Source organism: Methylophilus aquaticus (assembly GCF_030769565.1).
Lineage (GTDB): Bacteria > Pseudomonadota > Gammaproteobacteria > Burkholderiales > Methylophilaceae > Methylophilus > Methylophilus aquaticus.
The window spans coordinates 54,030-78,123 of the sequence record NZ_JAVCAP010000016.1 but is presented as its reverse complement, the minus strand read 5'-3'; the positions used below and the strand labels follow the sequence as shown (position 1 = coordinate 78,123).

Below are 24,094 nucleotides of genomic sequence, written 5' to 3'. Positions count from 1 at the left end.
CAAACTCTTCAGTTTAATTCCTAACTATTACTTTTTTACCTCTTGCGAGGTGGTATATCGATTCGCTTTGACCTTAATTAAAAGGTCCTCAAATTCATTTCAAGGTATGTGTTGCTACAAAAGCACATGTACATACTTGTCATAAATCTAAGTGTAAAGCATTTGTATTTTCTGAGTTTTACGCATCAAATGCGTTACCACTCAACCACAAACACCCACACTTATCAGTCATCCAAATTTTTAAAGAACATCAGCTTTTCAGCTGCTTTCGTTACCGTTCTTGCGTAACGAGGTGCGCATTATATAGGGATGAACTTTGGGGTCAACCCCTATTTTGCGTTTTTACAGTTTTGTTACAAATTTAATATTGAAGCCTATAAAACACTGCATTGCGCTATCGTTTTAATGCGGCTTTTATGCGCTTCCAGCTTTGCGTAATCAGGTTGCCATCCAGATGATAATGCTTATGCAGGGGTTGCTTTACTTCCCAACTGACCGTTAAGCCCGCAGGGAACACCACGAAATCGCCTTTGCCAAATGTGACCGGCTGACTACCCGTCGGCGTGACCACACATTCGCCCTCTAAAATATAGGCCTGTTCTTCTTCGTGAAATACCCAGTCAAATACAGAAACCTCTTTTTGCCAGGTCGGCCATTTGGAAACGCCCAGCGCATTCAGCTTCGCCTCGGCCGGTTGATGTTCTACTTGTATTTGCATAATGACTCCTTAAAAGACTGGGCATTTTATAGCAAGCCCATGTTCAGTAGTAAAATAGTGTTTTTTTATCAGCAGATTAAATGTATGCGCGTCACACTGGCAGAAGCCATTCATCTTTTAAAGCAGGGACAAGTTGTAGCGATTCCAACCGAAACCGTATACGGTTTGGCGGCGGATGCCCGCAATGAAGATGCCCTGCGTAAGATTTATGCCACCAAGCAACGGCCCACAAACAACCCACTGATCGTACATTTGGCAGACATTGCGCATGTGCCTGCATGGGCGAATGAGTTTTCACCGCTAGCCCAAAAATTAGCCCAGGCTTTCTGGCCGGGGCCGCTGACACTGGTATTACCATCGAAACCGGAAGTCTCCCATATTGTGAGGGCAAGCGAGCCAACGGTGGCGTTGCGCGTGCCCGCGCACCCACTGGCACGGCAGCTGCTGATGGAGAGCGGTATGGGTTTAGCCGCCCCCTCAGCAAATAAATATACCCAACTCAGCCCCACGACCGCCGAACATGTTGAGTCCAGCCTTGGCGCAAGCATTCCGGTTCTGGATGGGGGTGCCTGCCAGGTGGGCATTGAGTCGACCATCGTCAGCGTGGCCGGCGACACATGGCACCTGTTACGTCCAGGCATGATTGATGAGATGGCTATTACAAAGATTGCAGGCAAGACAGCGGAGCAAAACACTCAACACTCGCCGAAAGCGCCTGGCCAGCATTTATTACATTACTCACCACATACGCCATGCAGGTTGTTTGACACCCGTAATGCATTAAAAGCAGAGGCAGAAAAGCAAGCCAATGCAGTTGCCTTATTATTTGGCGAGGCGGCCAGCTTCCCACTCAAACACAGCATCACCCTTTCCAATCAGCCACACATAGCAGCCGAGCAGCTCTATGCCGCATTACATCAACTGGATGCCTTGGGCGCTAAACTAATTCTGATTGAATCCCCTCCAGAAGGCACTGATTGGGCTGCCCTGCATGACAGACTTAACCGGGCTGCTTACAGGGCCTGACACTTGGGGATTGAGTGCAGAGCCATTGACTGGCACAATACCCACTTAATTAGACACTTCAAGCCATAGGCAATGAATAAAAAATTCGCTTTAATTCCACTCGTTTTAATTTTGTGCAGTTGCAAAAGCTTTGAAATGCCCAGTCTTTTCGATAAGGGCGTCAAAGAATTGCCACGCTATGGCAAAGATGCCGTGCATTATGAATGTGAAAACCATCAATCCTTTGGCCTGAAGCTTTTCAATAATGACGAAGATGCCTGGGTGATGCTGCCAGATCATGAGGTTGGCCTTATCAGAGATGCAAATGACAAGCAGCGCTATCACTACGGAACGGTTGACTTACACTTGAATGGCGACCAGACATCATTGGATGATAGCGAGCATTTGCATTTGCGTAATTGCAAAGTATCGACACCGCTTCAATAACAGGGCTCTATAATCTGGCTTTAGTGAACAGAGCGTTTACCACCATACATCTGCTTCAGTCCTTTATATTTAAAAATATTCAGCAACCATCACTGCCAACTTAAAGCCTCGCCTTATGCGGGGCTTTTTTCATGATGGCATCCCACAGTGGAGCCGGAATCATACGCATGATGCGCGCAACGATGCCCATTTGCCAAGGAATAATCGTAAAACGCTTGCCGTTTGCGATAGCACAGAGGGCTTTCTTGGCAAACACATCGGCATCCATTAAAAATGGCATCGGGTAAGTATTGATATCCGTCATTGGGGTACGGATATAACCTGGGGCAATGGTAGTCACCTGAATACCAAACAACTGCATTTCGACCCGCAAGCTTTCCAGATAGGTGATGGCAGCGGCCTTACTGGCACTGTAAGCACCCGAACCAGGTAGCCCACGAATACCAGCCACGCTGGCAATACCGACCAGTTGCACTTGCTGGCCTTGCGCACCACTGCGCTTCATGGCAGCGATAAACGGCTGAAACGTATGTACAAGGCCCATCACATTAGTGTCGAAGACTGCCTGAAACGCATCAATATCTTCCTGGCACTCGGTCAAAGTGCCGCGGCTCACGCCTGCATTGGCGATGACAATATGCGGAGTGCCATGGGCGGCTAAAAAATCCTCGGCGACTATTTGCATGGCCGCAGCATCCCGCACATCTGCCACATACATATCCACCTGGCAGCCATGACTGCTGGTCAGCAGCGACTGCAAGGTAAGCAAAGCCTCGCGATTGCGCCCGACCAGACCCAGAGTGAGGTGCGTTTGATATCTGGCAGCATAGGCTTTCGCCAGTGCCTGCCCTAAACCACTGGAGGCACCGGTAATGATCACGCGCAGGGTTGACCTTGACTGGACTTGCATAAACATCACAGGAATTAAAAATGATTGGGGTAGAATGCCATAAAACAATAAGGTTGGATAATCATGAATCTGGAAAAAGTAATCTTTGGTTTTTTTATCATTCTGGCGATGACGCTCAACTTTGGTTTTTTTGTGGGGCAAATCGACAATCCTCACCATCACCTGCATTACGAGTTGTATGTCGCGATTGTGGTCAATCTGATCGCAACCGTCCTCAAGTTTGGCGACAGGACGCAGATCGGCGCGATTCATCTGGCGACCAGCCTGGTAGCTGACTTGCAATTGATTGCCGCCGCGATTATTTGGGTCGCCGCAGGCAGCAAAGGTGCCGAGCCAGAAGTAGTAGTGGGTGTTGTGTCACTCTCTGGCGGGGCATTCTTGGCCAATATCACCTCAGTGATCCTGCTCATTTACGAAACCGTTACGCTTCGCCGCTAGTCTTGAGTCACTGGTGATGAGCCTCAATCAAATTATTTTTCTCATTTTGCGACGCATGCGGGCGCCGCTGTTGATGGTAATCGTCAGTTATGCGATCGCCCTGATTGGTTTTGTAATGATTCCGGGCGCCGATGATCAGGGCAACCCGTACAAATTCAGTTTTTTTGATGGCTTTTATATTTTAAGCTACACCGCGACCACCATTGGTTTTGGTGAAATCCCCTATCCATTCACAACGCAGCAACGTTTATGGATGACCTTTTCAATCTACCTGACAGTCATAGCATGGTTTTATGCAATTGGTGCCATCATTGCGCTGTTTCAGGAGCAGGCACTCAAACAGGCACTCAAAACTGCCAAATTTCAGCGCGATGTACGTCATTTACATGAGCCGTTCTATCTGATTTGCGGCTACGGTGAAACCGGAAGTGAGCTGGTACGTGCTCTGGACAGAAATGAACTGCGGGTGGTCGTGCTGGAACTTGCGCCTGAACGCATTAACGAACTGGAAATGACCGACCATCAGTTTTACATTCCCAATTTGTGCGCAGACGCCAAAATGGCTGAGGTACTACTGGATGCTGGGATCAAAAACCCGATGTGCCGCGGCGTGGCGGCACTCACCGATGACGACCATGCCAATCTGGCCATCTCGGTCGCCATCAAGTTGATCAAGCCTGAATTGCCCGTGCTGGCGCGCGTACAAAATGATGTGATTGCGGCCAATATGGCCTCTTTTGGCACAGACCATATTATCAATCCTTATAAAATATTTGGTGAGCATCTGGCCATGCGGCTGAATGCGTTGGGCACCTATTTATTACATGAATGGCTGACCAACGTGCCAGGGGATGCCGTGGCGGCACCTGCAGCGATTCCGGATGGCCATTGGGTTGCTTGCGGCTTTGGGCGCTTTGGTAAAGCGGTTGTCAACAGCCTGCAAAATGAAAAAATGGAGGTGACGATTATTGAAGCTGACCCGCAAGGCACGCAATGCGAGCAGTGCATTGTTGGCAGTGGTGTAGAAGCGCCGGTCTTGCATCAGGCCGGCGTTGAGCATGCCGTGGGCCTGGTGGCGGGCACCGATAATGATATTAACAATTTATCCATTGTGATGACCGCACTCGAAATCAATCCTGAGCTGTTCGTCATTATTCGTAAAAACAAACGTCACAACGAGCCTCTGTTCCAGCATTTTAATGCGGACATTACCATGCAACCAAGCGATGTAATTGCGCATACCTGTTTGTCTTATATGGTTTCGCCCATGCTGGCGGAATTTTTGGCGACAAGCAGAAGCCAAACCAACGCCTGGTCGAATGCTGTGATCGCCCATTTGGTGACTAAACTGGGAGAGCGTGTGCCTGATACCTGGGATGTGATCCTCACTGAGGAAAACGCGTTTGCTGTGTGCGCCTTGAACGCTCAAGGCTTTACACCCTTATTAAAACATTTAACCATGAGCCCGTCGGGAGATCGTCATGAACTGCCAGTGGTTCCTTTAATGCTGGTAAGAGGTCAGCAGAAACTCATGCTTCCTGATCTGGCCACACCTTTGCAGAAAGGTGACAAAGTTCTATGTTGCGGGCTGGATCAGGCCAAGTCTGTACAACGCTATGTCATGCACGATATTAAAACGCTGCATTACCTTGTGACAGGCAGCGAACTGCCTGAGACCTGGATAGGCCGCTTCTTCAAGTCATCGCCAGGATAATGCCTGCTGACCCATCAAAATTTGCAACGGTTAAGCAGCAAGATTTTAAGGGTGCCTCCAAAAATTCAAATTACTAAGCCAGACAAGGCGTGAGTAAAAAAATTTGACGCCGCATATATCTGATATGTAAGGAGAAATTTTTTATGAGCAACGCAGGATCGCAACGGAATTTGAATTTTTAGAGGTGCCCTTAAGATGCATATGAAAAAAGCCCTGCATCACAGAGCTTTTTTCATAATGACCTGAGTTGCCAAACACTTACTTTTTCGTTTTTTCTTTACGCACATTTTGAATAATAAAATCTGCGGTTTGCAACGCGGCATCATTGCCCCCAGCCATCGAGCTGCCAGTGATGTATTTGCCATCAATAATCAGTGCAGGCACGCCGGTAGCGCCAGAAGCCCGGAAAATCTGCATGGCTTTATTGAGCTGCATATTGGTGGCAAAAGATTTAAACGCTTTCTCAACCTTGATTTTGTCCAGGCCGCCTTGCTTGGCAATCCAGTCAATCGCAGCTGCCTCATCAGTAGGGCTCAATGTTTTGCTTTTGTGAATGGCTTCAAACAGTTGGCCATGCAGCTTATCGCTGACGCCAAGCTCTTGCATGGCATAAAATGCTTTAGCCATCGGCGCCCAGCTTGGGTTTGGCAAGCCTGGGACGCGCTTGAAATAAACATCCGCCGACTGTTTTTTTACCCAAGCCTCCAGTGGCTGTTCCATATGGTAGCAATGTGGGCAGCCGTACCAAAAAATCTCCATAACTTCGATTTTTGCAGGCTGGTCAGTCGTTATTTGCTGTGCAACCTGATCAAACTGTGAACCTAGTTGTGGCGCTTCTGCAAACACAGACTGCACAGACAGACCCGCCAAAACCATTAAACTCAAAAACAACTTTTTCATAAGATTTCCTAATTGATTGGAAAGTATATTATTAACGACGATAGATCAAAAACGATGACAAGTTCTAAAGTGGCCATCTCCTAGGGTCGCGCAGATGACTCGATATTGACCTTTATCAGATTCGGCTTAAAACCATTGGTTTCCAGATCACGACTTATTTTATTAATTTTAGCCAGGTCATTGAGCGGACCGATGCGTACACGATGCATGGTGCCTATGTTTGGAATATCCGCTGTTTGTACAAAGGCCTCAAAGCCCACCAGTGCCAGCTTGGTTTTGAGATTATTGGCATCATCTTCTTTAGCAAATGCACCCACTTGCACAAAGTAGTTTTCCTGCTTGATAACGGGATTTTTCTTGACCTGCTCTTCACTGATTTTGCTCTCGGTATCAGGCAGTATGGTGTAAAAATCAAACTTGTTAGGGTCTTCCATGGAGGCGCCTGCCGGGCTGTTGGGCTTGACTTCCTCTTCGGTGACTTTGCTCTGGATCGGCAGTTCCAGCGCGCTTTCGTCTTTTTTAAATACGCTGGTCAATGGACTATGCTCGCCTTTGATATAAATAATCAGGGCGACCGTCATGGCAACGCCGAGAAACATCCCGACCAGCAATCCGCTAAAAAAGGTACTGCCGCTATTTTTGGCTTTGGGTTTAGTGGCTTGTTTGGGTTTGTAGTCGCGACTCATGGCTAGGCTCTTTATCAAAATTTCAGGGCAGCGTTACATTTTTTCCGGCGCACTGACGCCTAACAGGAACAGACCATTACGCAACACGGTGCGTGTGGCCGTAATCAGGGCGAGGCGCGCCTGCTTGACCTGCGCATCCTCCACTAAAAATTTGGTGTCATTGTAGTAACTATGCAAGGCACTGGCCAGCTCTTTTAAATAATTGGCCATCATATGTGGCGCCAGTGCAGTACATGCGTTGCTGACGACTTCAGGATATTGCCCGATGGCTTGCATCAAGGTGGTTTCCGCAGCGCTTTGCAAAGGTGCAAGATCAGCGCCGGCCAGTGCTTCAACCGAACCACCCCATTGATTGAGCACACTGCAAATACGGGCATGCGCATATTGAATGTAATAAACCGGATTATCATTGGTTTGCGCACGTGCCAAATCAATATCAAACACCAGTTGCGAATCGGCACTGCGTGCAGCTAGAAAATAACGGGTAGCATCACAACCGACCTCTTCAATCAAATCACGCAGCGTGACGTAACTGCCCGCCCGCTTGGAAAGTTTGACTTCTTCCCCTCCACGCATCACTGTCACCATCTGATGCAGCACATATTCGGGCCAGCCCTGTGGAATACCCATATTCAAGGCCTGCAATCCTGCGCGCACACGGGTAATGGTACTGTGATGGTCGGCACCCTGTTCGTTAATCACGCGTTTAAAGCCACGGTTCCATTTCTCGCGATGGTAGGCCACATCCGGTACAAAATAGGTATAGCCGCCTTCCTTTTTGCGCATCACGCGGTCTTTGTCATCGCCAAACGCTGTCGTTTGCAGCCACAACGCCCCTTCTTCTTCTTTGGTATGGCCACTCAGAATCAGCTGTTGGACGGTGTCTTCGACTTTACCTTCGGTGTATAGGGCGCTTTCGAGCGAAAATACGTCAAATTTGATCTGAAAGGCCTGCAAATCCAGGTCTTGCTCATGACGCAAATAAGCGACAGCAAATTTGCGTATCGATTCCATATCATGCACATCACCGCTGGCAGTCACGGCCATGTCATCGGCAATGACGGTGGCTTTGGCCAGATACGCATTGGCAATGTCGAGAATATACTCGCCGCGATAGCCATCTTCAGGAAAGCGGGCGTCTTCAGGGCCGATGCCTGAGGCACGGGCATGCACCGATTTGCTCAAGTTATCAATTTGCGCACCAGCATCGTTATAATAAAACTCGCGTGTGACCTGCCAGCCATTGGCATCCAGCAGCCGGCACAAACAGTCACCCACCGCGGCACCACGACCATGGCCGACATGCAAAGGTCCGGTGGGGTTGGCCGATACAAACTCTACCTGCACTTTTTCGCCTTGGCCTGCATGGTTGCGACCAAAGGCGTACCCTGCCTGCAATGCCAGTTTAACAATTTCCTGCTTGCTACTATCCGATACAAAAAAGTTGATAAAACCCGCGCCGGCGATTTCCACTTTGCGGATGGCGGCATGCGCAGGCAGTGCATCAATAATGGCCTGCGCAATGGCGCGTGGATTTTGCTTGAGTGGTTTGGCCAGTTGCATGGCCAGGTTGGTGGCAAAATCACCATGCTCGGCTGATTTCGGACGCTCCAGTACGACATTCAGTGCACTGGTATCGTCTACCAGTGTTTGCGCAGCTTGCAGCAAGAGTTCTGTAATGAGTTGTTTCAAGGTTAGAATGGCAGAATCAAATAAAGCGCTATTCTATCGCAATTACCTGTTTTTCACCCATGTCGAACGCCAATCCTGCACAATCTCCCGTTTCTGCACCACGCATTGTGCGTGTGGTGCTGGATGTGCCGTTGGATCAATGGTTTGATTATCTGAACCCCGGCCTGCCGGTGTTGCCTGGCAACCGTGTGGTCGTTCCGTTTGCAGGAAGACAATTGGTGGCGATTGTCATGGCAGTAACAGAGGACACCGAGGTGCCTGCCAGCAAACTCAAGGCTATTTTGCAAGTGTTTGATGATGTGCCACTGGATGCTGCCACGCTCAAATTACTGCGTTTTTGTGCCGATTATTATCATTACCCCTTTGGGCAAACGGTTTTATCAGCCCTGCCTTTGCGGCTGCGTCAGACCAAACCGGCAACCGCCCGCAAACAATGGGCTTATCGGCTGACAACAGCCGTCCACGATGATGCGCTGGATAAACGGCAGCGGGTACTGGCACGCGTGATTGCAGCATTAAAGATGCAATCAGAATGCAGTGAAGCACAACTCAACACCTTGTCTGGCAGCTGGCGTAAAGCCATTGCCCCTCTGCTAGCAAATGGTGTGATTATCCGGCGCGAAGTAGTCGCGGTCAGGCCCTCGATGCCTGCATCCGCAGAAATCCCGGCACTCAATGCGGAACAGGCACAGGCAGTCACCGCAATTTTGGCGCAGCGCCAGCAGTTCCAGCCTTGGTTATTGTTCGGGGTGACAGGCTCCGGAAAAACAGAAGTCTATATCCGTCTGCTGGAAGCCATATTAGCCGAACCACAAGCGCAAGTACTGGTGATGGTGCCGGAAATCAACCTGACACCACAACTGGAAAGCCGCTTTCGCAGCCGTCTCAGCCAGTTCACACTGGTCACACTACACAGCCATCTCAGCGAAAGTGAGCGCTTGCAACACTGGCAGGCAGCACAAAGCGGTGCCGCTCAAATAGTGATTGGTACTCGCCTGAGTATTTTTACGCCCATGCCACACCTCAGGCTAATGATCCTCGACGAAGAGCATGACAGTTCATACAAGCAGCAAGATGGCATGCGCTACCATGCGCGCGATGTGGCGCTGGTGCGTGCCAAGCAATTGCAGATTCCGATTGTACTGGGCAGTGCCACCCCTTCGCTGGAAAGCTGGTACAACGCCACCCTCGATGCCGCGCCTGCAAATGCCACTGCGAAAAAAGCTGCCTATGGTTTGCTGCGGCTGACCAGACGTGCAGTGGCTGAAGCTCAATTACCGCAAATCACGTGCATAGACACAGTCCAGATGCCTGCAGAAGGAGGATTAACGCCCTGGTTAAAGCAGGCCATTGAGCATCGGTTGCAACGCGGCGAGCAAAGTTTGTTATTTATTAACCGTCGCGGCTATGCGCCGGTATTGCACTGCTCGGCCTGCCAATGGGTAGCAGATTGCCATCGCTGCTCGGCAAAAATCGTGCTGCATTTACGCCAGCGCGTATTGCGCTGCCACCATTGCGGCGAAGAACAAAAAATTCCGGTGCAATGCCCCAGTTGCGGCAATCCGGATTTGCGCCCGGTTGGCCAAGCCACACAGCGTATTGAAGAGACCCTGCAGCAGCTGTATCCGCAAGCCAGAGTGGCCAGGGTAGATCGCGACACCATACAGGCCAAGGATGCACTGACCGAAGTACTCTCTGCGGTACATGCCGGTGAAATCGACATTCTGGTAGGAACGCAAATGCTGGCCAAAGGGCATGACTTTCCCAATTTAACACTAGTGGGTGTGCTCGACACAGACGGCGCCCTGTATAGCCCGGATTATCGGGCCAGTGAACGGCTATTTGCGCAATTAATGCAAGTAGCGGGCAGGGCAGGACGAGGAGAAAAAGCCGGAGAAGTGCTCATTCAAACCGCGTTCCCGCAGCATCCATTATTTGCCGCTCTGCGCACCCAGGATTATGAAACTTATGCCAACACTTTGTTACAGGAACGTATTGTTTTACAATTTCCGCCAGCAGCTTACGTGGCTGTGTTCAAGGCAGAAGCGCAAGAGTACGCGCTGGTTGAACAATTTTTGAAAGCCTTGGTAGAGGCTGCCCGTCATTTTATAATGCAGGAGGTTGCGCAATTTACGCAGTTGCCCACGGTGTATGATGCAGTACGTCCTGGCTTGGCACGCTTGAACCGCATGGAGCGCGGGTATGTGATGTTGCAATGCCAACATCGCGGCTCACTGCAATTATTATTGCGGGCAGCTGTGGCATGGGCCAGGCATCATCCGCTACAATCAAAAATTCGTTGGGTTCTGGATGTAGACGCCTATGATGTCTGAGTTGTCATCAAATTAGACACACTATATGATGTGAAATGTAAAATAAAATTAACGAGCCAGCAGTTTCGCAATGTCTGGCAACCGAGTGATATATGATTGATTATTATAATGAAATGACAAGAGTGATTATGTTAACCAAACGACTCCCCCCCCTGATTTTAGCCTTGCAGTGTGCTTTAGTGGCGCATTCTGGACTGGCATTGGCAGGTGGCGCGACATTGCCACAAATACAACCCATACAGCCCTATTTGCCAAGGCCAGAGCTGCCACAAACCAACCCCATTATTGAAGTGCCGGCAGAAACGCCTGCTGCGCCTAAAAAAATCAAAAAATCCAACTTGAAAATTGTCGTCAGTGCTTTCAAGTTTTCTGGCAATAAACAATTTTCAAGCGAAGAGCTCTCACGCCAGGTTGAAATGTTAACCGGCCATGAAATCGGCATGCGTGGACTCAACGAGGCCGTAGACAAAATACGCAGCTTTTATAGACAACATGGCTATCTGCTGACACAAGTGTATTTACCCACGCAAGACCTGCAAAAAAGTACGGAAGCCACCGCCGAGGTAGAACTCTCTATTCTGGAGGGCACTTTGGGTGAGGTGAAAGCGGAAGCGGGGCAGGGGCTGGATGCAAGCTATATGCAGTCTTTATCAGAGTATGGCTTAAAGCAGGGAGATGTTCTGAGTGAGCGTAACCTGGTGCGCAACCTGATGGTCATGAACGGCCTGCCTGGCATACAAGTGACTTCACAGCTAAACCCTGGCGAAGAGGTGGGTAGTTCAGATGTTGTCGTATCGGTAGAACCACGGCAGAAATTCAGTGGTTACGTCAATGCCAACACCTATGGTAACCGTTATACTGGCCGCGAAACTGTTGGTTTTGGCATGGCCGTCAACAACCTGCGTGGCCGGGGTGATCAACTGGCGGTAGTGGGCAAGGTCTCCAATAACGAGGGCCAGCGCTCATTAAGCAGTTTGTATTTCACTCCGCTTGGAGATGCAGGCGATATCCTGAACGTTGCCTACAGCTATGTGGATTATAAAATTGGAAGAGAATTTAAAGCGCTGGATGCAAGTGGCGATGCACATTACTTTTATGCATCACTGGAACATCCGCTGTTAAGAGAAACAAAAAAAGGCATTGCCTTTAAAGTGGGTGGCAATTACAAATTGCTCGATGATGATATTGATGCCTTTGGGTTAAACAACCGACGCAATATTGGTAGTGTAGAGCTTGGTTTTGTAGGGGACTGGATTAATGCAGGCGGTGATGTTGCCTACCAATGGGGGGCCATGCTGACCCAGGGTAACGTTTCATACAAAGATAATTTTGCCAAAACATTCGATCGCCAGAATCTCGATACCCAAGGCAGCTTTTTAAAGTGGAACCTGACCTCCACCCGCACACAATTTTTTGAGAACGGCTTAAACTGGATATTGCGTGCAGATTATCAAGGCACCAAGGATAACCTCGACATTGCCGAACGTTTCGGGATTGGTGCAATTAACCGGTGGCGTCAATATTCGGAAATCCCGAGTCAGGCCGACCAAGGCTGGATGGTCGGGACTGACTTGCGCAAGACAATCGCCTTAAGCAACCCAACGATCACAAAATGGCTGCAAGCTGTCACACCCTTTGCATTCTATGATATCGGCCGCGGCAAGCTTAATCATGATCCATTAAGCAGTGATAACACCGTTAAATCCAATCACATTGGTGCAGGGGTCGATTTTCAGATGGTTGGGCAATGGGTGTTGAGCACGAGCTTCTCTCATCAGAAACGTGATCTGGAAGGCACCAGCAGTGACACTGAATCCAGAATCTGGGGCCAGTTGCGTAAAAACTTTTAGTCGCACCGCGTTTTATACAAAGCTGTAAAAAAATTCAATAAAAAATTGCAGCCCATTAGTCATATTGGGCTACATACAATTATAAATTCCTGAATCAAAATAAGCACCTAAATCAGGAATAGAGAGAAGTTCTGGAACATCCCCCTGATCACTGGTTGATCAGAGGCATATCCTATTAGGAGAAGTATTATGAAAGCAGCATCGTTAAACCATGTTTACCGTGTCGTATGGAGTCATATCCAGAATGCATGGACAGTCGTGTCTGAAACGGCCAAATCATCAGGTAAAAAATCCTCAGTAATTAACGCATCGGCAATTTCTGCTTCTGCCAAAGCACTTCCTTTGAAACTGACTTCAAGCACCAAGATCAAGCTGACATTAGCTGCAGCTTTGTCTACACTTGCCATGTCCAACTCAGCATTTGCCTTGCCTACCGGCGCTGAAAACATTTACGGCAGCTTTGATTCGGTAACCAATGGCTCGACAATGACCATTAATCAACACACCGGTAAATCAATTGTTAACTGGCAAACGTTCAATATTGCTTCTGGCGAAGCGGTGAACCTGTTGCAACCTGCTGGTGGCGTGGCGCTTTACCGCGTGGTTGGTAACAATGTTTCAGAAATTTACGGTCAGTTAACCGCTTCCGGGCAATTGTTCCTGATTAACCCAAACGGCATTCTGTTTGGTGAAACCGCACAAGTCAGCGTTGGCAGCATTGTAGCTTCTTCACTGGATATCAAGAACGATGATTTTTTAAATGGCCGCTATCATTTCACTGCAGCAGACAATGCTGGTTCAGTCATCAATAAAGGTGCCATCAAGGCTGATGACGAAGGCTATATTGTCATGCTGGGCAAAACCGTCGTTAACGAAGGGACGCTGGTTGCCAACAATGGCAGTGTAGTGCTGGCAGCGGCCAAAGAAGCGATTCTCGACTTTTATGGTAACGGTTTGGTCAAAGCGAGATTAACCGGCGAAGCCGTGGATGCCCTGGTAAAAAATAGTGGCCTGATCCAGGCAAATGGTGGCTTTGTTCAGCTGGCCACCAGCGCGCGTTCAGCCGCCATTAACGTATCAGGCATCATTGAAGCCAACCAGTTGGTGGAACGTGACGGCGTGATTCGTCTGGAAGGCGGCGACAATGCCAAAGTACAGGTTTCCGGTCAGTTAATCGCCAAAGGCGAAGGCACTACTGGCGGCACGATTGAGGTAACTGGTGAACAGGTGGCATTGATGAAGGGTGCCCTGCTGGATGCTTCTGGCGATACCGGTGGCGGTACTGTATTGGTCGGTGGTGACTATCAAGGTAAAAATGGTGCTGTTTATAACGCCAGAACTACTTATATTGCTGAAGGTGCAACCATTAAAGCTGACGCATTACTACAAGGTGATGGCGGCAAGGTGATCGTCTGGGCGGATGATTTGACGCGTTACTACGGCAGTATTTCTGCGCAGGGTGGTACAAACAGTGGTAATGGTGGCTTTGTAGAGGTTTCCGGTAAACAAAATCTGGCATTTATTGGCAAGGTAAATGTGGGTGCTGAGAATGGCTTGGGCGGTAAAGTGCTGCTCGACCCTGAGAATATTGTACTTGACTCAAGCACTCAAGCCTCCCCAACAGATAATGCCAATGGTACTCCAGACGTTGCCTTCGCTGATAACGCAGGCTTCACGACCACCATTCAGGTTTCCGATGTGGTCGGCTTTAGCGAGTTGTTCCTTCAGGCCAATAACAATATCGATGTCAACAGCGCGCTGCACATGACCAATCTCTCAGGGAGTGTGCGTCTGGAAGCGGGTAATGATATTAATGTGAATGCAGGTATTACCTCAGGCTACTTTGGGACGGTGAATTTAAAAGCTGACGCAGATAATTCGGGGAGCGGCAATCTTAATATAGGCGCTAGCATTATTGGTTATGGCGGCATCAATCTATCAGCAGTCGATATAAAACAAACTGCTGGAGCATTAATCACATCTGGCAACCCGATTGTGGGTCATGCAGGAAATGTCGTAATTAATGCAACTGGCAACATTGCACTTGGCGCCATCAACGCCAATGGAACTACTATTGGTGTAAATTCAGGGGCTAATGGCGGATCCGTCCAAATTTCAACTAGCAATGGTAGCGTTAGTTTAGGCAACATTTCTACTACTGGCTCAGCATCTGGAAACAGCGCTGGCGGCGGCGGTGAAGGCGGAAGCATTTCGATCACTGCAAAGAATGATGTAACCACAGGCAACATCACCACAAGCTCGGGTAACGCAGGTACAAGCTCTACTGTTTCCGCACTTTCAGGCGAAGTTGACATTACCAGCACAGTGAGCAATATCAAAACCGGAAGTATATCAACACGTGGAGGTTTGAATAATCTCGGTGCCAATGTCACGCTATCTGCTGGTGATAAGGTTGAAACAGGTGTTATTTTGACAATGGCAGGCAGTGCAAATGTTGATAATGACGGGAAAAGTGCCGGGGCAATCAATGTGTCGGCTGTAAATTCCATTAACGTGGGGACTATTAATGCCAGCGGCGCCAACGGTAATGGTGTTAACAAATCTGGCGGCAATGCAGGAAAAGTTGATTTGCAGTCGACCAATGGTGACGTGGTCACCAATGCGATTACCAATATTGCAGGAGTAGCAACGGGATCAGGTGTTAATGGCCAAGTTAGCGATGTAGTTGCGCAATCAGGTAATGATATCGTGGTGAATGGCAATATAAACGCTGGTTCAGTTTTAATGAGTGCTACCAATGATATTGCCGTGAATGGAAATATTGGCACCAAAAATTCAAACAGTATTACACTCACCGCTGATGCTGATAATAGCGCGCAAGGCAATTTAAACGTGACTGGATTTTTGAGGACAGAAACAGGAGCGATTAATTTAAACGGCGTTAATGTAATTGGTTCCAATTTGATTAAAACAGCAGGTGGCAATGTAGTCATTAATGCAACCAATCTTGTACAACTTGTTACCGGTATTGAAACATATAAAAGTGGCTTGAACTCAACAGCAGTCAACGGTGGCGATGTAACTATCCAAGCTGGAGAAGTCACTGTCGGCAATATTAGTACTTTTGGCAGCAGTGCAAATCCAGATATAAATGCTGGACATGGTGGGAATGTTTCAATCACATCTTCTCTTGGTAATATCGTTACGGGTGAAATCCTGACAGGCGGTGGCTTGGCAAGTGGAACTGGGAATGGTGGCAATGCAGGCAATCTGGACATCAACGCCAAAGCCAATCTTGATCTTGGTCTAATTAACACATCGGCTGGGACAGCAACAGGAACTGGGAACCAAGGCACAGGTGGGAAGGTTCTGGCACAGGCCGGCGCTGATCTGAATCTTAACGGCAACATTCAAACCACAAGCCAGGCAGCAGATGCCGTTCAATTGGTAGCGGGTGCTAACTTCAAGAACAATGTTGATGCAACCATTACAACAGGCGCAGGTGGTCAATGGACCATTTACAGCAGCGACCCTACAAATGATGTGAAGGGGGCTAATTTATTAGCTAGCTATGATTACAAACAGTATGGGACCACATTTGGGGGCTCACTACTGGGAACCGGTAACGGCTTTGTACATCAGGTATCTCCTACGATAACAGCGGGCCTGAGTGGCACAGCCACGAAACCATTCGATGGAAACAACGTAGTCACCGATACATCAGGCCTGACATTGGCATTGAGCGGTTTGATTGATGGTGATCGAATTAAAAACTCACCAGTGGTGATTGCCGGGGCAACATTTGATACACCTGCGATTGGGGCAGGCAAGCCTATTGCAGCCACCTATGTTGTAAGTTTTGAAACGCAGGAAGGTAAAGCAATCTTTAATCCTTTGGCTGGAACAGTTGATGGCTACACAATCAATAACACCTCAACAGCCACTGGCAGCATTACAGAGATTCCTTCCCCACGGGATGACGCTGGGCTGGGTGGACTGATTGGTAACAATCCTGCTCTCAATATTATGTCTATTGTTTCATTGAACCCAGCAGCCGGTGATGAAGAGGACCCTGATGCCGTTGCTTGCCCGGTAAATCAAGACAGTTTTGGCAGTACACCTATTCTTAATTCTGGTGTGAAACTGCCAAATGGCGTGACATCCAATTGTATTTAACCAATGTATGAATAAAAAAGCCGGGAGTTTTCCCGGCTTTTTTATTACTAAATCGCATAAATAAGTTTTGTAATCAGAGCCAGCCCAAGTAAAATAGTGGCGATTCGCGGCTGTAGTTCAATGGTAGAACGCCAGCTTCCCAAGCTTGATACGCGGGTTCGATTCCCGTCAGCCGCTCCAAAGGATATTTCATGGCAAACACGCCCCCAACCGTTTTGACGTTTGCTGCCACAGACCCCAGCAGCGGGGCTGGAATTCAGGCAGATATTCTCGCCTTATCCAGTATAGGCTGTTATCCGCTGTCTGTGATTACCGGAATTACCGTGCAGGACACTGTCGGTGTAGAAAGTGTCATGCCTCTAGATGCAGACTGGATTAATGACCAAGCGCGCACCATTCTTGAAGATGTTTCAGTGAGTGCGTTCAAGCTGGGGTTGCTGGGCAGTATTGAAAATATTGCAGTGATTGCCGAGATCGTGGCGGATTATCCGGATGTGCCTTTGATTATCGACCCCATTCTGGCCTCTGGCCGCGGCGATGATTTTTCCAATGAAGAAATGCAGGCTGCCATGTGCGAGCTGTTGTTTCCGCAAGCCACGCTGATCACCCCCAACAGTCTTGAAGCCCGCCGCCTCGCTTATTATGAAGAGGGCGATGAAGTGAAGCACAGCTCACTGGAAGAGTGTGCCTTGCGTTTGCTGGGTATGGGTAGCGAATATGTGATGATCACCGGCACGCATGAACGCTCGCATGATGTGGTCAACAGCCTCTACGGCATACAGTTAGAGAATATGCCTGGCTTGATTAAAGACTACCACTGGGAGCGTCTGCCCGGCAGTTACCATGGCTCAGGCTGTACGCTGACCAGTGCGATAACTGCCTGTCTGGCCCACGGTTTGAGCATGGAAGAAGCCGTGCAGGAGGCACAGGAATTTACTTGGCAAACACTGCGTCATGCTTTCCGGCCGGGGATGGGGCAGTTTATTCCTGACCGTTTCTTCTGGGCACGCGAAAATGACGTGCAGGAAAAGGCCAGTGAAATTCAACATTAGCGGTTTGTATCTGGTAACACCAGATTGTGATGATACCGAGAAGCTGTGCGCACAAGTCAAACTAGCTATTTCTGGCGGGTCTGCGCTGGTGCAATACCGGCACAAAACAGCGGATGAGGCGTTACGACTGGAACAAGGCAGTGCGCTGTTGAAGATATGCCGCTTGGCCAATATCCCTTTGTTGATCAATGACCATGTGACGCTGGCAGCACGACTGGATGCGGACGGCGTGCATGTTGGTCAACATGATGCCGCAGTTTTAGATGCCAGAGCAGCGCTGGGTAAAGATAAAATCATAGGCAGCTCATGCTACAACCAGCTGGCACTCGCCCGGCAAGCCCAGGCTGATGGTGCCGATTATGCTGCCTTTGGCGCCTGCTATCCCTCACCGACGAAACCCCATGCGCCACGTGCGAGTGTCGAATTATTTACTGAAGCAATACAAACACTCTTTATTCCGCTGGTGGGTATCGGCGGCATTACGCTGGACAATGCCTCCCCATTGATTGCAGCCGGAGCGCAGGCACTGGCGGTCATCAGCGACGTATTCCAGGCGCCTGATATTACCGCACGTTGTCAGGCATATCAGGCCCTATTTGCCAGTACACAATTGCCACCGTCGGACACAATTGCCAAGGTCGCAATCGCCAACGTATAGTCGCGCGTTGTTTGGTAAAATGTGTCGATTCAACTTTTTCCGGTAACTTCTATGCATATTCATATTTTGGGCATTTGCGGCACCTTCATGGGCGGCATTGCGGTGCTGGCCAAGGCGGCCGGGCACCGTGTCACCGGCTGTGATGCCAATGTCTACCCGCCCATGAGTACCCAGCTTGAAGCGCAAGGCATAGAACTGATTGAGGGCTTTGACCCGGCACAAACCGCACTCAAGCCGGATATGTATGTGATCGGCAATGTGGTGACACGCGGCAACCCGCTGATGGAAGAAATCCTGAATCGGGGACTGCCCTATATTTCTGGCCCGCAATGGCTGGCAGAAAACGTGTTGCAAGGCAAATGGGTGCTGGCCGTCGCAGGCACCCATGGCAAAACAACCACAGCATCGATGCTGGCCTGGGTACTGGAATATGCGGGCTTGGCACCTGGCTTTCTGATTGGTGGCGTGCCGGAAAATTTTGGCGTCTCGGCACGGTTGCCGCAAACACCCAAGCAAGACCCGACATCAGTCTCGCCATTTTTTGTGATTGAAGCTGACGAATACGACACAGCTTTTTTCGACAAGCGGTCCAAATTTGTGCATTACCGCCCACGCACCGCCGTACTGAATAATCTGGAATTTGACCATGCCGATATTTTTGAAGATCTGGCAGCCATTGAAAAACAATTCCACCATCTGGTGCGCACAGTGCCCCAGCAAGGTCTGGTGGTGGCCAACCAGCAGGAAAGTCTGGATCGCGTATTGGCCCGTGGTTGTTGGAGCGCACTCGAGCGCATAGCCAGTACAACGGGTTGGGAAGTGCGCAATGTCGATACACAAGGCCGATTTGATGTATTTTTTAACGGAGAGCGCCAAGGCAATGTCGGCTGGGAACTGCTTGGCGAACATAACCGCAATAATGCACTGGCAGTGATCGCCGCTGCTCGCCATGTGGGCGTAGCACCATGCATTACCATTGAAGCACTCGCTGAATTTAAAAACGTTAAACGCCGCATGGAAATCAAGGGCGAAGTCCGTGGCGTCACCGTCTATGACGACTTTGCACACCACCCCACGGCCATCGCCACCACCGTGGCAGGCTTGCGTGCCAAAGTCGGCAAGGCGCGTATTCTGGCTGTGCTGGAGCCTCGTTCCAATACCATGAAACTAGGCGTGATGAAGGATGCGCTGCCTGACAGTTTGCGCGATGCAGATACTGTATTTTGTTATTCTGCCAATCTGGGGTGGGATGCCGCTGCAGCGCTGGCACCTATTCACCATAAAGCACACACATTTGATGATTTGCCTGCCCTGGTGCAAGCCGTTGCCAAACAGGCACAACCCGGTGACCATGTGCTGGTAATGAGTAATGGCGGCTTTGGCGGTGTGCACCAGCATCTATTGCAAGCCCTGCAAGGGTAACCAGGCAGCGCCCTATGCGTGAACTTCTGCGCCGTTCTCCGCTGATGTTGGCCTTATGGCTATCATTGCTGGTGCATGTGGTGGTGCTGACGCTGCATTTTCAACCGGAGCTGAAAAAATTTAAAGACCAGATTCCTGCGCTTGAAGTCATGCTGGTCAATAGCAAAACAAGCAAAGCCCCCGAAAAAGCGGATGCACTGGCCCAGGCCAACCTGGATCGCGGCGGTAATACCGATGAAAAGCGGCAAATGAAAAGTCCGCGCCCCAGCGTACAGCAAGTGCCGACAGAACCTGCTACTACGCCTCAGGTTTCATTGCAGCCCCCGGCAGCCAGCAGCGGGCAAGTGTCAGAGATTGAACATGAAAAACAGCGTGTTGCGCAACTGGAACAGCAAGCACTGGCGCTGATGACGCAGTTAAAAAAGCAACCGTCGGTGCCCACCTTGCAAACCCCCGCCAACCAGAGAGCACCACACACACCATCCGCCACCGAACAGCCATCGACGGCTCACGCGCAAAGCGCAGCCATGCAGGAAATGGCTAAACTGGAAGCATTGATTGCACAACAGCAGGAAATCTATGAAATGCGTCCCAAGCGTCAATTTATCGGCGCACGTACCAAGGAATATCGGTTTGCCAGTTATGTTGAGCAATGGCGTCAACAGGTTGAACGTGTGGGTAACCTTAATTACCCGCAGGCGGCCAAAGCGCAAAAACTGTATGGGCAACTGCAAATGACGGTCTCGATCAAGGCGGATGGCAGTATTGAAGAAGTGCGTATTCAGCACAGTTCGGGCCACAAATTGCTCGATGAATCAGCCAGACGCATTGTGCAACTGGCAGCGCCTTTTCCGGTCTTTACCCCAGAGATGCGTAAAGATACTGACATCCTCAGTATTACCCGCACCTGGGCGTTTACACAGGAAGACAGCTTGCAAACACAGTAGTGCAAGTTTCGCAGCGTGCTGTGCGCTGCATGCACTAAAATAGACTTTCACATTACATCATTCATGAGGCCTTACCATGAGCCAAACCCATTTCGAACATCACGTGTTTTTTTGCCTGAACCAGCGAGAAAACGGTGACGATTGTTGCATGCAAAAAGGGGCTGAGGCCGCTTTCGATTACATGAAAGGCAAGGTCAAACAATTGGGCCTCGCTGGTGCCGGCAAGGTACGTATCAATCGCGCAGGTTGTCTGGACCGTTGCGGCGTGGGCCCAGTGATGGTGGTGTATCCCCAGGCGGTCTGGTATACATTTATTGACCACAGTGACATTGATGAAATTATCGAGCGCCATTTGCAGCAGGGCAAAGTCGTAGAGCGCCTGCTGGTATAAACGGTGTATTAACAATGGTGCTTTGGCTTAAACGCATACTGGTCATGCTGCTGGCAAGCAGCCTGTTGGGTGTTATCGCGTTGTTCGGCTGGATTTGGCAACCGCTGGATAGCGAGGCCTGGCGCGTCAGGCTGCCGACGCCAGGAGGTGGCATACAAGTGCGTGTGGTCCCCATGCTGATGCTGGCCACGTCGACGCCGGGTCGCTGGTTGCTTGATCGCAAGGCCTTCAGTGTGCACCACGGCGATATTCAACTTTATGATGCTGACGGCTTGCGCGTGCACTGCCGTCAATGCTGGCTGCATGCCCAGTCGATCAGCGACAGGCCACTGATGATTCCACAGGTAGATGTCTGGATCCAGATGCGTCAACATCAGTTTAAAGGCTATTTACGCGCCGGTGATGACATGCACACATTCCAGATCAGCTTTAGCGGCTGGGCCAGCATGCGCCGACTACGCATGACATGGCGCCTGCCGCAAACGCCGCTTTCCGAATTGTTGCGGCCTTTACATGCACACTCCCTGGCCATCGCGCGTGCCAATGTCGAGGGGACTTTGTCCGCCACAGGCACTTTGCGCTGGCCGAAACCGAAGTGGAGTGCACAGCCGGTATTACGCCAGTTGAAAGTGGGCGGCCTCGATATTTCTGCAGCGACCGCACAGCCTGTACGGTATGATTGCCCGCTGCTGGATGAACACAAACATCCGGAAAAAATGCAATGGCTTCCCTATGACAAACTGGGGCGGTGGCTTCCGATGGCAACCATTATTGCCGAGGATGCCGAATTCAGGCACCACCCTGGCTATGCGATCACGCAAATGCTGCAAATTCTGGGCAAAGAAAGTGCGGATAAACCGGTGGGTGGCAGTACCATCACCCAGCAACTGGCTAAATATTTTTTCACCCGAGGCGAGCGCAGCTGGAAACGCAAAATTGAAGAGCTGCTCTATGCCGTGCAACTGGAAGAAGCACTGGATAAAACACAAATCCTCACCCTGTACCTCAATACGCTGGACTGGGGCCCCAGCCTGTGCGGCGCACATGCTGCTGCCCAGTACTACTTTGGGGTACCTCCCAACCAACTCAACCCGATTCAGGCAGCCTGGCTGGCCGGGATTATCCGCAATCCGCATCGTGCCTGGAAACAGCAATTTACCACCAGGCAGCCCAATCTTACACGCGCAGAATCCATCTTGCGCTTTATGCCTGAACGCGCACGCAAGCAACCAGGCAGCTTGAATTTTCTCCCGGCCAAGGCTGGATAATTTACAATAGACCCTTTGCCCTTACCCGGGAAGCCTATTTTGACCACCATTAAACTGAACAAACCTGCTGCTGATCAAGGCACCCCTGCCGATCAGGGCAAACCCGTTGCACGTAAAAAACCGGTACGCCAAAAGTCACCGGAATTGCGCGATCGCACACAGGCACCCGCGCCCAAGCCGGTCAGGCCAGCCAGATCGGTAAAGCCGACAGCCGAGGATGCTGCGCGTCCTGCCCGCTCGGGTTCAAAATCATCGGGAAAGCCAGCCTCGCAATATGGTAACGGACCCTCTCCGCGCAGAGCGAGTGGTCATGACCGCTCACCCGCCCGCACCGAAAAACCTTACGCGAACAACCGCATTGTCCGCGCAACACCAGCCACACAGGCTGCTATCGACAGCGATACGCGACCCAGACTCTCGAAAGTGATGGCAGAACGCGGGATTTGCTCACGCCGTGAAGCCGATGACTGGATCGTCAATGGCTGGGTGAAAGTCAACGGCGACATTATCGAAACGCTGGGCACACGGATTGATCCCGATGCGGAAATTATTATCAGCACTTATGCTAAAGAACATCAGGCGGAAACTGTCACTGTTTTATTGCACAAGCCTCTAGGATATGTCAGCGGACAGGCCGAAGATGGCTATGAACCCGCGGTCGTACTGTTCAACCCTGACAATCAATGGCCTGAAGACAGCAGCGGCATCAGCTTCAAGCGCGGTCACTTGCGTGGCCTGGCTCCCGCGGGACGACTGGACATTGACTCCACCGGCTTGCTCATACTCACGCAAGATGGCCGCGTGGCGCGCAAACTGATTGGGGATGACTCTACAGTTGAGAAAGAATACTTAGTGCGGGTAGAAGGGGAACTCAGTGCAAATGGCTTGGCATTACTGAATCACGGCTTATCGCTGGATGGCGTCACCCTCAAACCGGCCAAAGTTTCCTGGCAGAACGAAGACCAATTACGTTTTGTATTGCGCGAAGGACGCAAACGGCAGATCCGTCGCATGTGTGAACTGGTCGGTTTGCATGTCGTGGGCTTGAAGCGCATTAGAATCGGCAGTATCAATCTGGGTAAATTACCGCCGGGGCAATGGCGATATTTGGCAGCAAATGAGCGGTTTTGATTACCCTCTTTGATTGACGGCTTTTGTATTGAGTGGGCGAGGTGGCTAACTTTTTGGGAGTTACCTTCAGTAGACTGATTTGAGCCTGCGTTAAGTTGGAACATTCTCTTTCGCCCCTAGGCGAGTAACTTTTCTTTGCTTGCACAAAGATAAAGTCACCAAAAGAAAGTGCACCCCAGCTTCCGCTTATTTCCTGCGTTGCTCAGCGCGGCAGATAGGGCCCCAAAGACTACCCTGACTGCAAACCTCAGTAGGTTTAATAAAAGAATTTTGTTTTTCAACCGCTCCAACTTTCACGGTGTGAGTTTGGCGAGATAAATCCCATCCCATCACGCTGAGTAGCGGAAACAAAGTAAGGAAGAAGGGAGCGACTGTCTGAGCTCCGCGGCAGCTTG

At 50.0% G+C, this 24,094-nt stretch carries 19 protein-coding genes and 1 tRNA gene; 15 read left to right on the top strand and 5 right to left on the bottom strand.

Annotated features, from left to right (window positions below; genetic code table 11):
• Window positions 1-394 precede the first annotated feature (394 nt).
• Window positions 395-718 carry a cupin domain-containing protein gene (locus Q9291_RS08870; RefSeq protein WP_306389680.1) on the bottom strand — a complete coding sequence of 108 codons (324 nt, stop codon included), beginning with the start codon at window positions 716-718 and terminating at the stop codon, window positions 395-397.
• A gap of 84 nt (window positions 719-802) precedes the next feature.
• On the opposite strand from Q9291_RS08870, the gene Q9291_RS08865 reads away from it, so the two are divergent.
• Window positions 803-1,744, top strand: coding sequence for an L-threonylcarbamoyladenylate synthase (locus Q9291_RS08865; protein WP_306389679.1), 942 nt, complete (start codon window positions 803-805; stop codon window positions 1,742-1,744).
• A gap of 72 nt (window positions 1,745-1,816) precedes the next feature.
• Window positions 1,817-2,170 carry a hypothetical protein gene (locus Q9291_RS08860; protein ID WP_306389678.1) on the top strand — a complete coding sequence of 118 codons (354 nt, stop codon included), beginning with the start codon at window positions 1,817-1,819 and terminating at the stop codon, window positions 2,168-2,170.
• 100 nt (window positions 2,171-2,270) lie between these two features.
• Here the strand turns inward: Q9291_RS08860 and Q9291_RS08855 are convergent, their stop codons facing one another.
• Entirely contained in the window at window positions 2,271-3,080 is an 810-nt protein-coding gene (locus tag Q9291_RS08855; protein ID WP_306389677.1) for an SDR family oxidoreductase, read from the bottom strand.
• Between the two features lie 63 nt (window positions 3,081-3,143).
• Between Q9291_RS08855 and Q9291_RS08850 the strand changes: the two genes are divergently transcribed.
• Window positions 3,144-3,518 carry a DUF6394 family protein gene (locus Q9291_RS08850; protein WP_306389676.1) on the top strand — a complete coding sequence of 125 codons (375 nt, stop codon included), beginning with the start codon at window positions 3,144-3,146 and terminating at the stop codon, window positions 3,516-3,518.
• Window positions 3,519-3,534: 16 nt separating this feature from the next.
• A complete protein-coding gene (locus Q9291_RS08845) occupies window positions 3,535-5,232 on the top strand; it encodes a potassium channel family protein (protein ID WP_306389675.1) in 1,698 nt (565 codons plus the stop codon).
• Window positions 5,233-5,490: 258 nt separating this feature from the next.
• On the opposite strand, the gene Q9291_RS08840 is transcribed toward Q9291_RS08845, so the two are convergent.
• The 3 genes from Q9291_RS08840 to argS form a co-directional block, all read right to left on the bottom strand.
• Window positions 5,491-6,132 (bottom strand): thiol:disulfide interchange protein DsbA/DsbL, encoded by a 642-nt coding sequence (locus Q9291_RS08840; protein WP_306389674.1) that lies wholly within the window; start codon window positions 6,130-6,132, stop codon window positions 5,491-5,493.
• Window positions 6,133-6,212: 80 nt separating this feature from the next.
• Window positions 6,213-6,818: an SPOR domain-containing protein gene (locus Q9291_RS08835; RefSeq protein WP_306389673.1), complete on the bottom strand. Its 606-nt coding sequence runs from the start codon at window positions 6,816-6,818 to the stop codon at window positions 6,213-6,215.
• 33 nt (window positions 6,819-6,851) lie between these two features.
• Window positions 6,852-8,510, bottom strand: coding sequence for an arginine--tRNA ligase (gene argS, locus Q9291_RS08830; protein ID WP_306389672.1), 1,659 nt, complete (start codon window positions 8,508-8,510; stop codon window positions 6,852-6,854).
• 59 nt (window positions 8,511-8,569) lie between these two features.
• Here argS and Q9291_RS08825 point away from each other — a divergent pair, with 59 nt between their 5' ends.
• The 11 genes from Q9291_RS08825 (at window position 8,570) to Q9291_RS08775 (ending at window position 23,699) form a co-directional block, all read left to right on the top strand.
• Complete coding sequence (locus Q9291_RS08825) at window positions 8,570-10,843, top strand: primosomal protein N' (RefSeq protein ID WP_306389671.1); 2,274 nt, start codon at window positions 8,570-8,572, stop codon at window positions 10,841-10,843.
• 128 nt (window positions 10,844-10,971) lie between these two features.
• Complete coding sequence (locus tag Q9291_RS08820; protein WP_306389670.1) at window positions 10,972-12,693, top strand: ShlB/FhaC/HecB family hemolysin secretion/activation protein; 1,722 nt, start codon at window positions 10,972-10,974, stop codon at window positions 12,691-12,693.
• A gap of 189 nt (window positions 12,694-12,882) precedes the next feature.
• Window positions 12,883-16,830, top strand: coding sequence for a two-partner secretion domain-containing protein (locus Q9291_RS08815; protein WP_306389669.1), 3,948 nt, complete (start codon window positions 12,883-12,885; stop codon window positions 16,828-16,830).
• Window positions 16,831-16,936: 106 nt separating this feature from the next.
• Window positions 16,937-17,010 (top strand) — tRNA-Gly (locus tag Q9291_RS08810).
• Between the two features lie 11 nt (window positions 17,011-17,021).
• Window positions 17,022-17,882 (top strand): bifunctional hydroxymethylpyrimidine kinase/phosphomethylpyrimidine kinase, encoded by an 861-nt coding sequence (thiD, locus tag Q9291_RS08805; protein ID WP_306389668.1) that lies wholly within the window; start codon window positions 17,022-17,024, stop codon window positions 17,880-17,882.
• Window positions 17,866-18,540: a thiamine phosphate synthase gene (thiE, locus tag Q9291_RS08800; protein WP_306389667.1), complete on the top strand. Its 675-nt coding sequence runs from the start codon at window positions 17,866-17,868 to the stop codon at window positions 18,538-18,540. The genes thiD and thiE overlap by 17 nt, the downstream gene beginning before the upstream one ends.
• A gap of 51 nt (window positions 18,541-18,591) precedes the next feature.
• Window positions 18,592-19,962: a UDP-N-acetylmuramate:L-alanyl-gamma-D-glutamyl-meso-diaminopimelate ligase gene (gene mpl, locus Q9291_RS08795; protein WP_306389666.1), complete on the top strand. Its 1,371-nt coding sequence runs from the start codon at window positions 18,592-18,594 to the stop codon at window positions 19,960-19,962.
• A 14-nt stretch (window positions 19,963-19,976) separates the two neighbouring features.
• On the top strand, window positions 19,977-20,909 hold the full coding sequence (locus Q9291_RS08790) for an energy transducer TonB (protein WP_306389665.1): 933 nt from the start codon (window positions 19,977-19,979) through the stop codon (window positions 20,907-20,909).
• Window positions 20,910-20,985: 76 nt separating this feature from the next.
• Window positions 20,986-21,300 (top strand): (2Fe-2S) ferredoxin domain-containing protein, encoded by a 315-nt coding sequence (locus Q9291_RS08785; protein WP_306389664.1) that lies wholly within the window; start codon window positions 20,986-20,988, stop codon window positions 21,298-21,300.
• Window positions 21,301-21,314: 14 nt separating this feature from the next.
• Entirely contained in the window at window positions 21,315-22,568 is a 1,254-nt protein-coding gene (locus tag Q9291_RS08780; protein ID WP_306389663.1) for a biosynthetic peptidoglycan transglycosylase, read from the top strand.
• A gap of 39 nt (window positions 22,569-22,607) precedes the next feature.
• Complete coding sequence (locus tag Q9291_RS08775) at window positions 22,608-23,699, top strand: pseudouridine synthase (protein ID WP_306389662.1); 1,092 nt, start codon at window positions 22,608-22,610, stop codon at window positions 23,697-23,699.
• The last annotated feature ends 395 nt before the right edge of the window (window positions 23,700-24,094 follow it).

Coding starts and splice junctions, on each gene's coding strand:
- Q9291_RS08850 (WP_306389676.1), top strand. CDS start 3,144: ATGAATCTGGAAAAAGTAATCTTTGGTTTTTTTATCATTCTGGCGATG.
- Q9291_RS08835 (WP_306389673.1), bottom strand. CDS start 6,818: ATGAGTCGCGACTACAAACCCAAACAAGCCACTAAACCCAAAGCCAAA.
- mpl (WP_306389666.1), top strand. CDS start 18,592: ATGCATATTCATATTTTGGGCATTTGCGGCACCTTCATGGGCGGCATT.
- Q9291_RS08840 (WP_306389674.1), bottom strand. CDS start 6,132: ATGAAAAAGTTGTTTTTGAGTTTAATGGTTTTGGCGGGTCTGTCTGTG.
- Q9291_RS08790 (WP_306389665.1), top strand. CDS start 19,977: ATGCGTGAACTTCTGCGCCGTTCTCCGCTGATGTTGGCCTTATGGCTA.
- Q9291_RS08785 (WP_306389664.1), top strand. CDS start 20,986: ATGAGCCAAACCCATTTCGAACATCACGTGTTTTTTTGCCTGAACCAG.
- thiD (WP_306389668.1), top strand. CDS start 17,022: ATGGCAAACACGCCCCCAACCGTTTTGACGTTTGCTGCCACAGACCCC.
- Q9291_RS08845 (WP_306389675.1), top strand. CDS start 3,535: ATGAGCCTCAATCAAATTATTTTTCTCATTTTGCGACGCATGCGGGCG.
- Q9291_RS08865 (WP_306389679.1), top strand. CDS start 803: ATGCGCGTCACACTGGCAGAAGCCATTCATCTTTTAAAGCAGGGACAA.
- Q9291_RS08860 (WP_306389678.1), top strand. CDS start 1,817: ATGAATAAAAAATTCGCTTTAATTCCACTCGTTTTAATTTTGTGCAGT.
- Q9291_RS08855 (WP_306389677.1), bottom strand. CDS start 3,080: ATGCAAGTCCAGTCAAGGTCAACCCTGCGCGTGATCATTACCGGTGCC.
- Q9291_RS08820 (WP_306389670.1), top strand. CDS start 10,972: ATGTTAACCAAACGACTCCCCCCCCTGATTTTAGCCTTGCAGTGTGCT.
- Q9291_RS08870 (WP_306389680.1), bottom strand. CDS start 718: ATGCAAATACAAGTAGAACATCAACCGGCCGAGGCGAAGCTGAATGCG.
- Q9291_RS08825 (WP_306389671.1), top strand. CDS start 8,570: ATGTCGAACGCCAATCCTGCACAATCTCCCGTTTCTGCACCACGCATT.
- Q9291_RS08815 (WP_306389669.1), top strand. CDS start 12,883: ATGAAAGCAGCATCGTTAAACCATGTTTACCGTGTCGTATGGAGTCAT.
- Q9291_RS08780 (WP_306389663.1), top strand. CDS start 21,315: ATGGTGCTTTGGCTTAAACGCATACTGGTCATGCTGCTGGCAAGCAGC.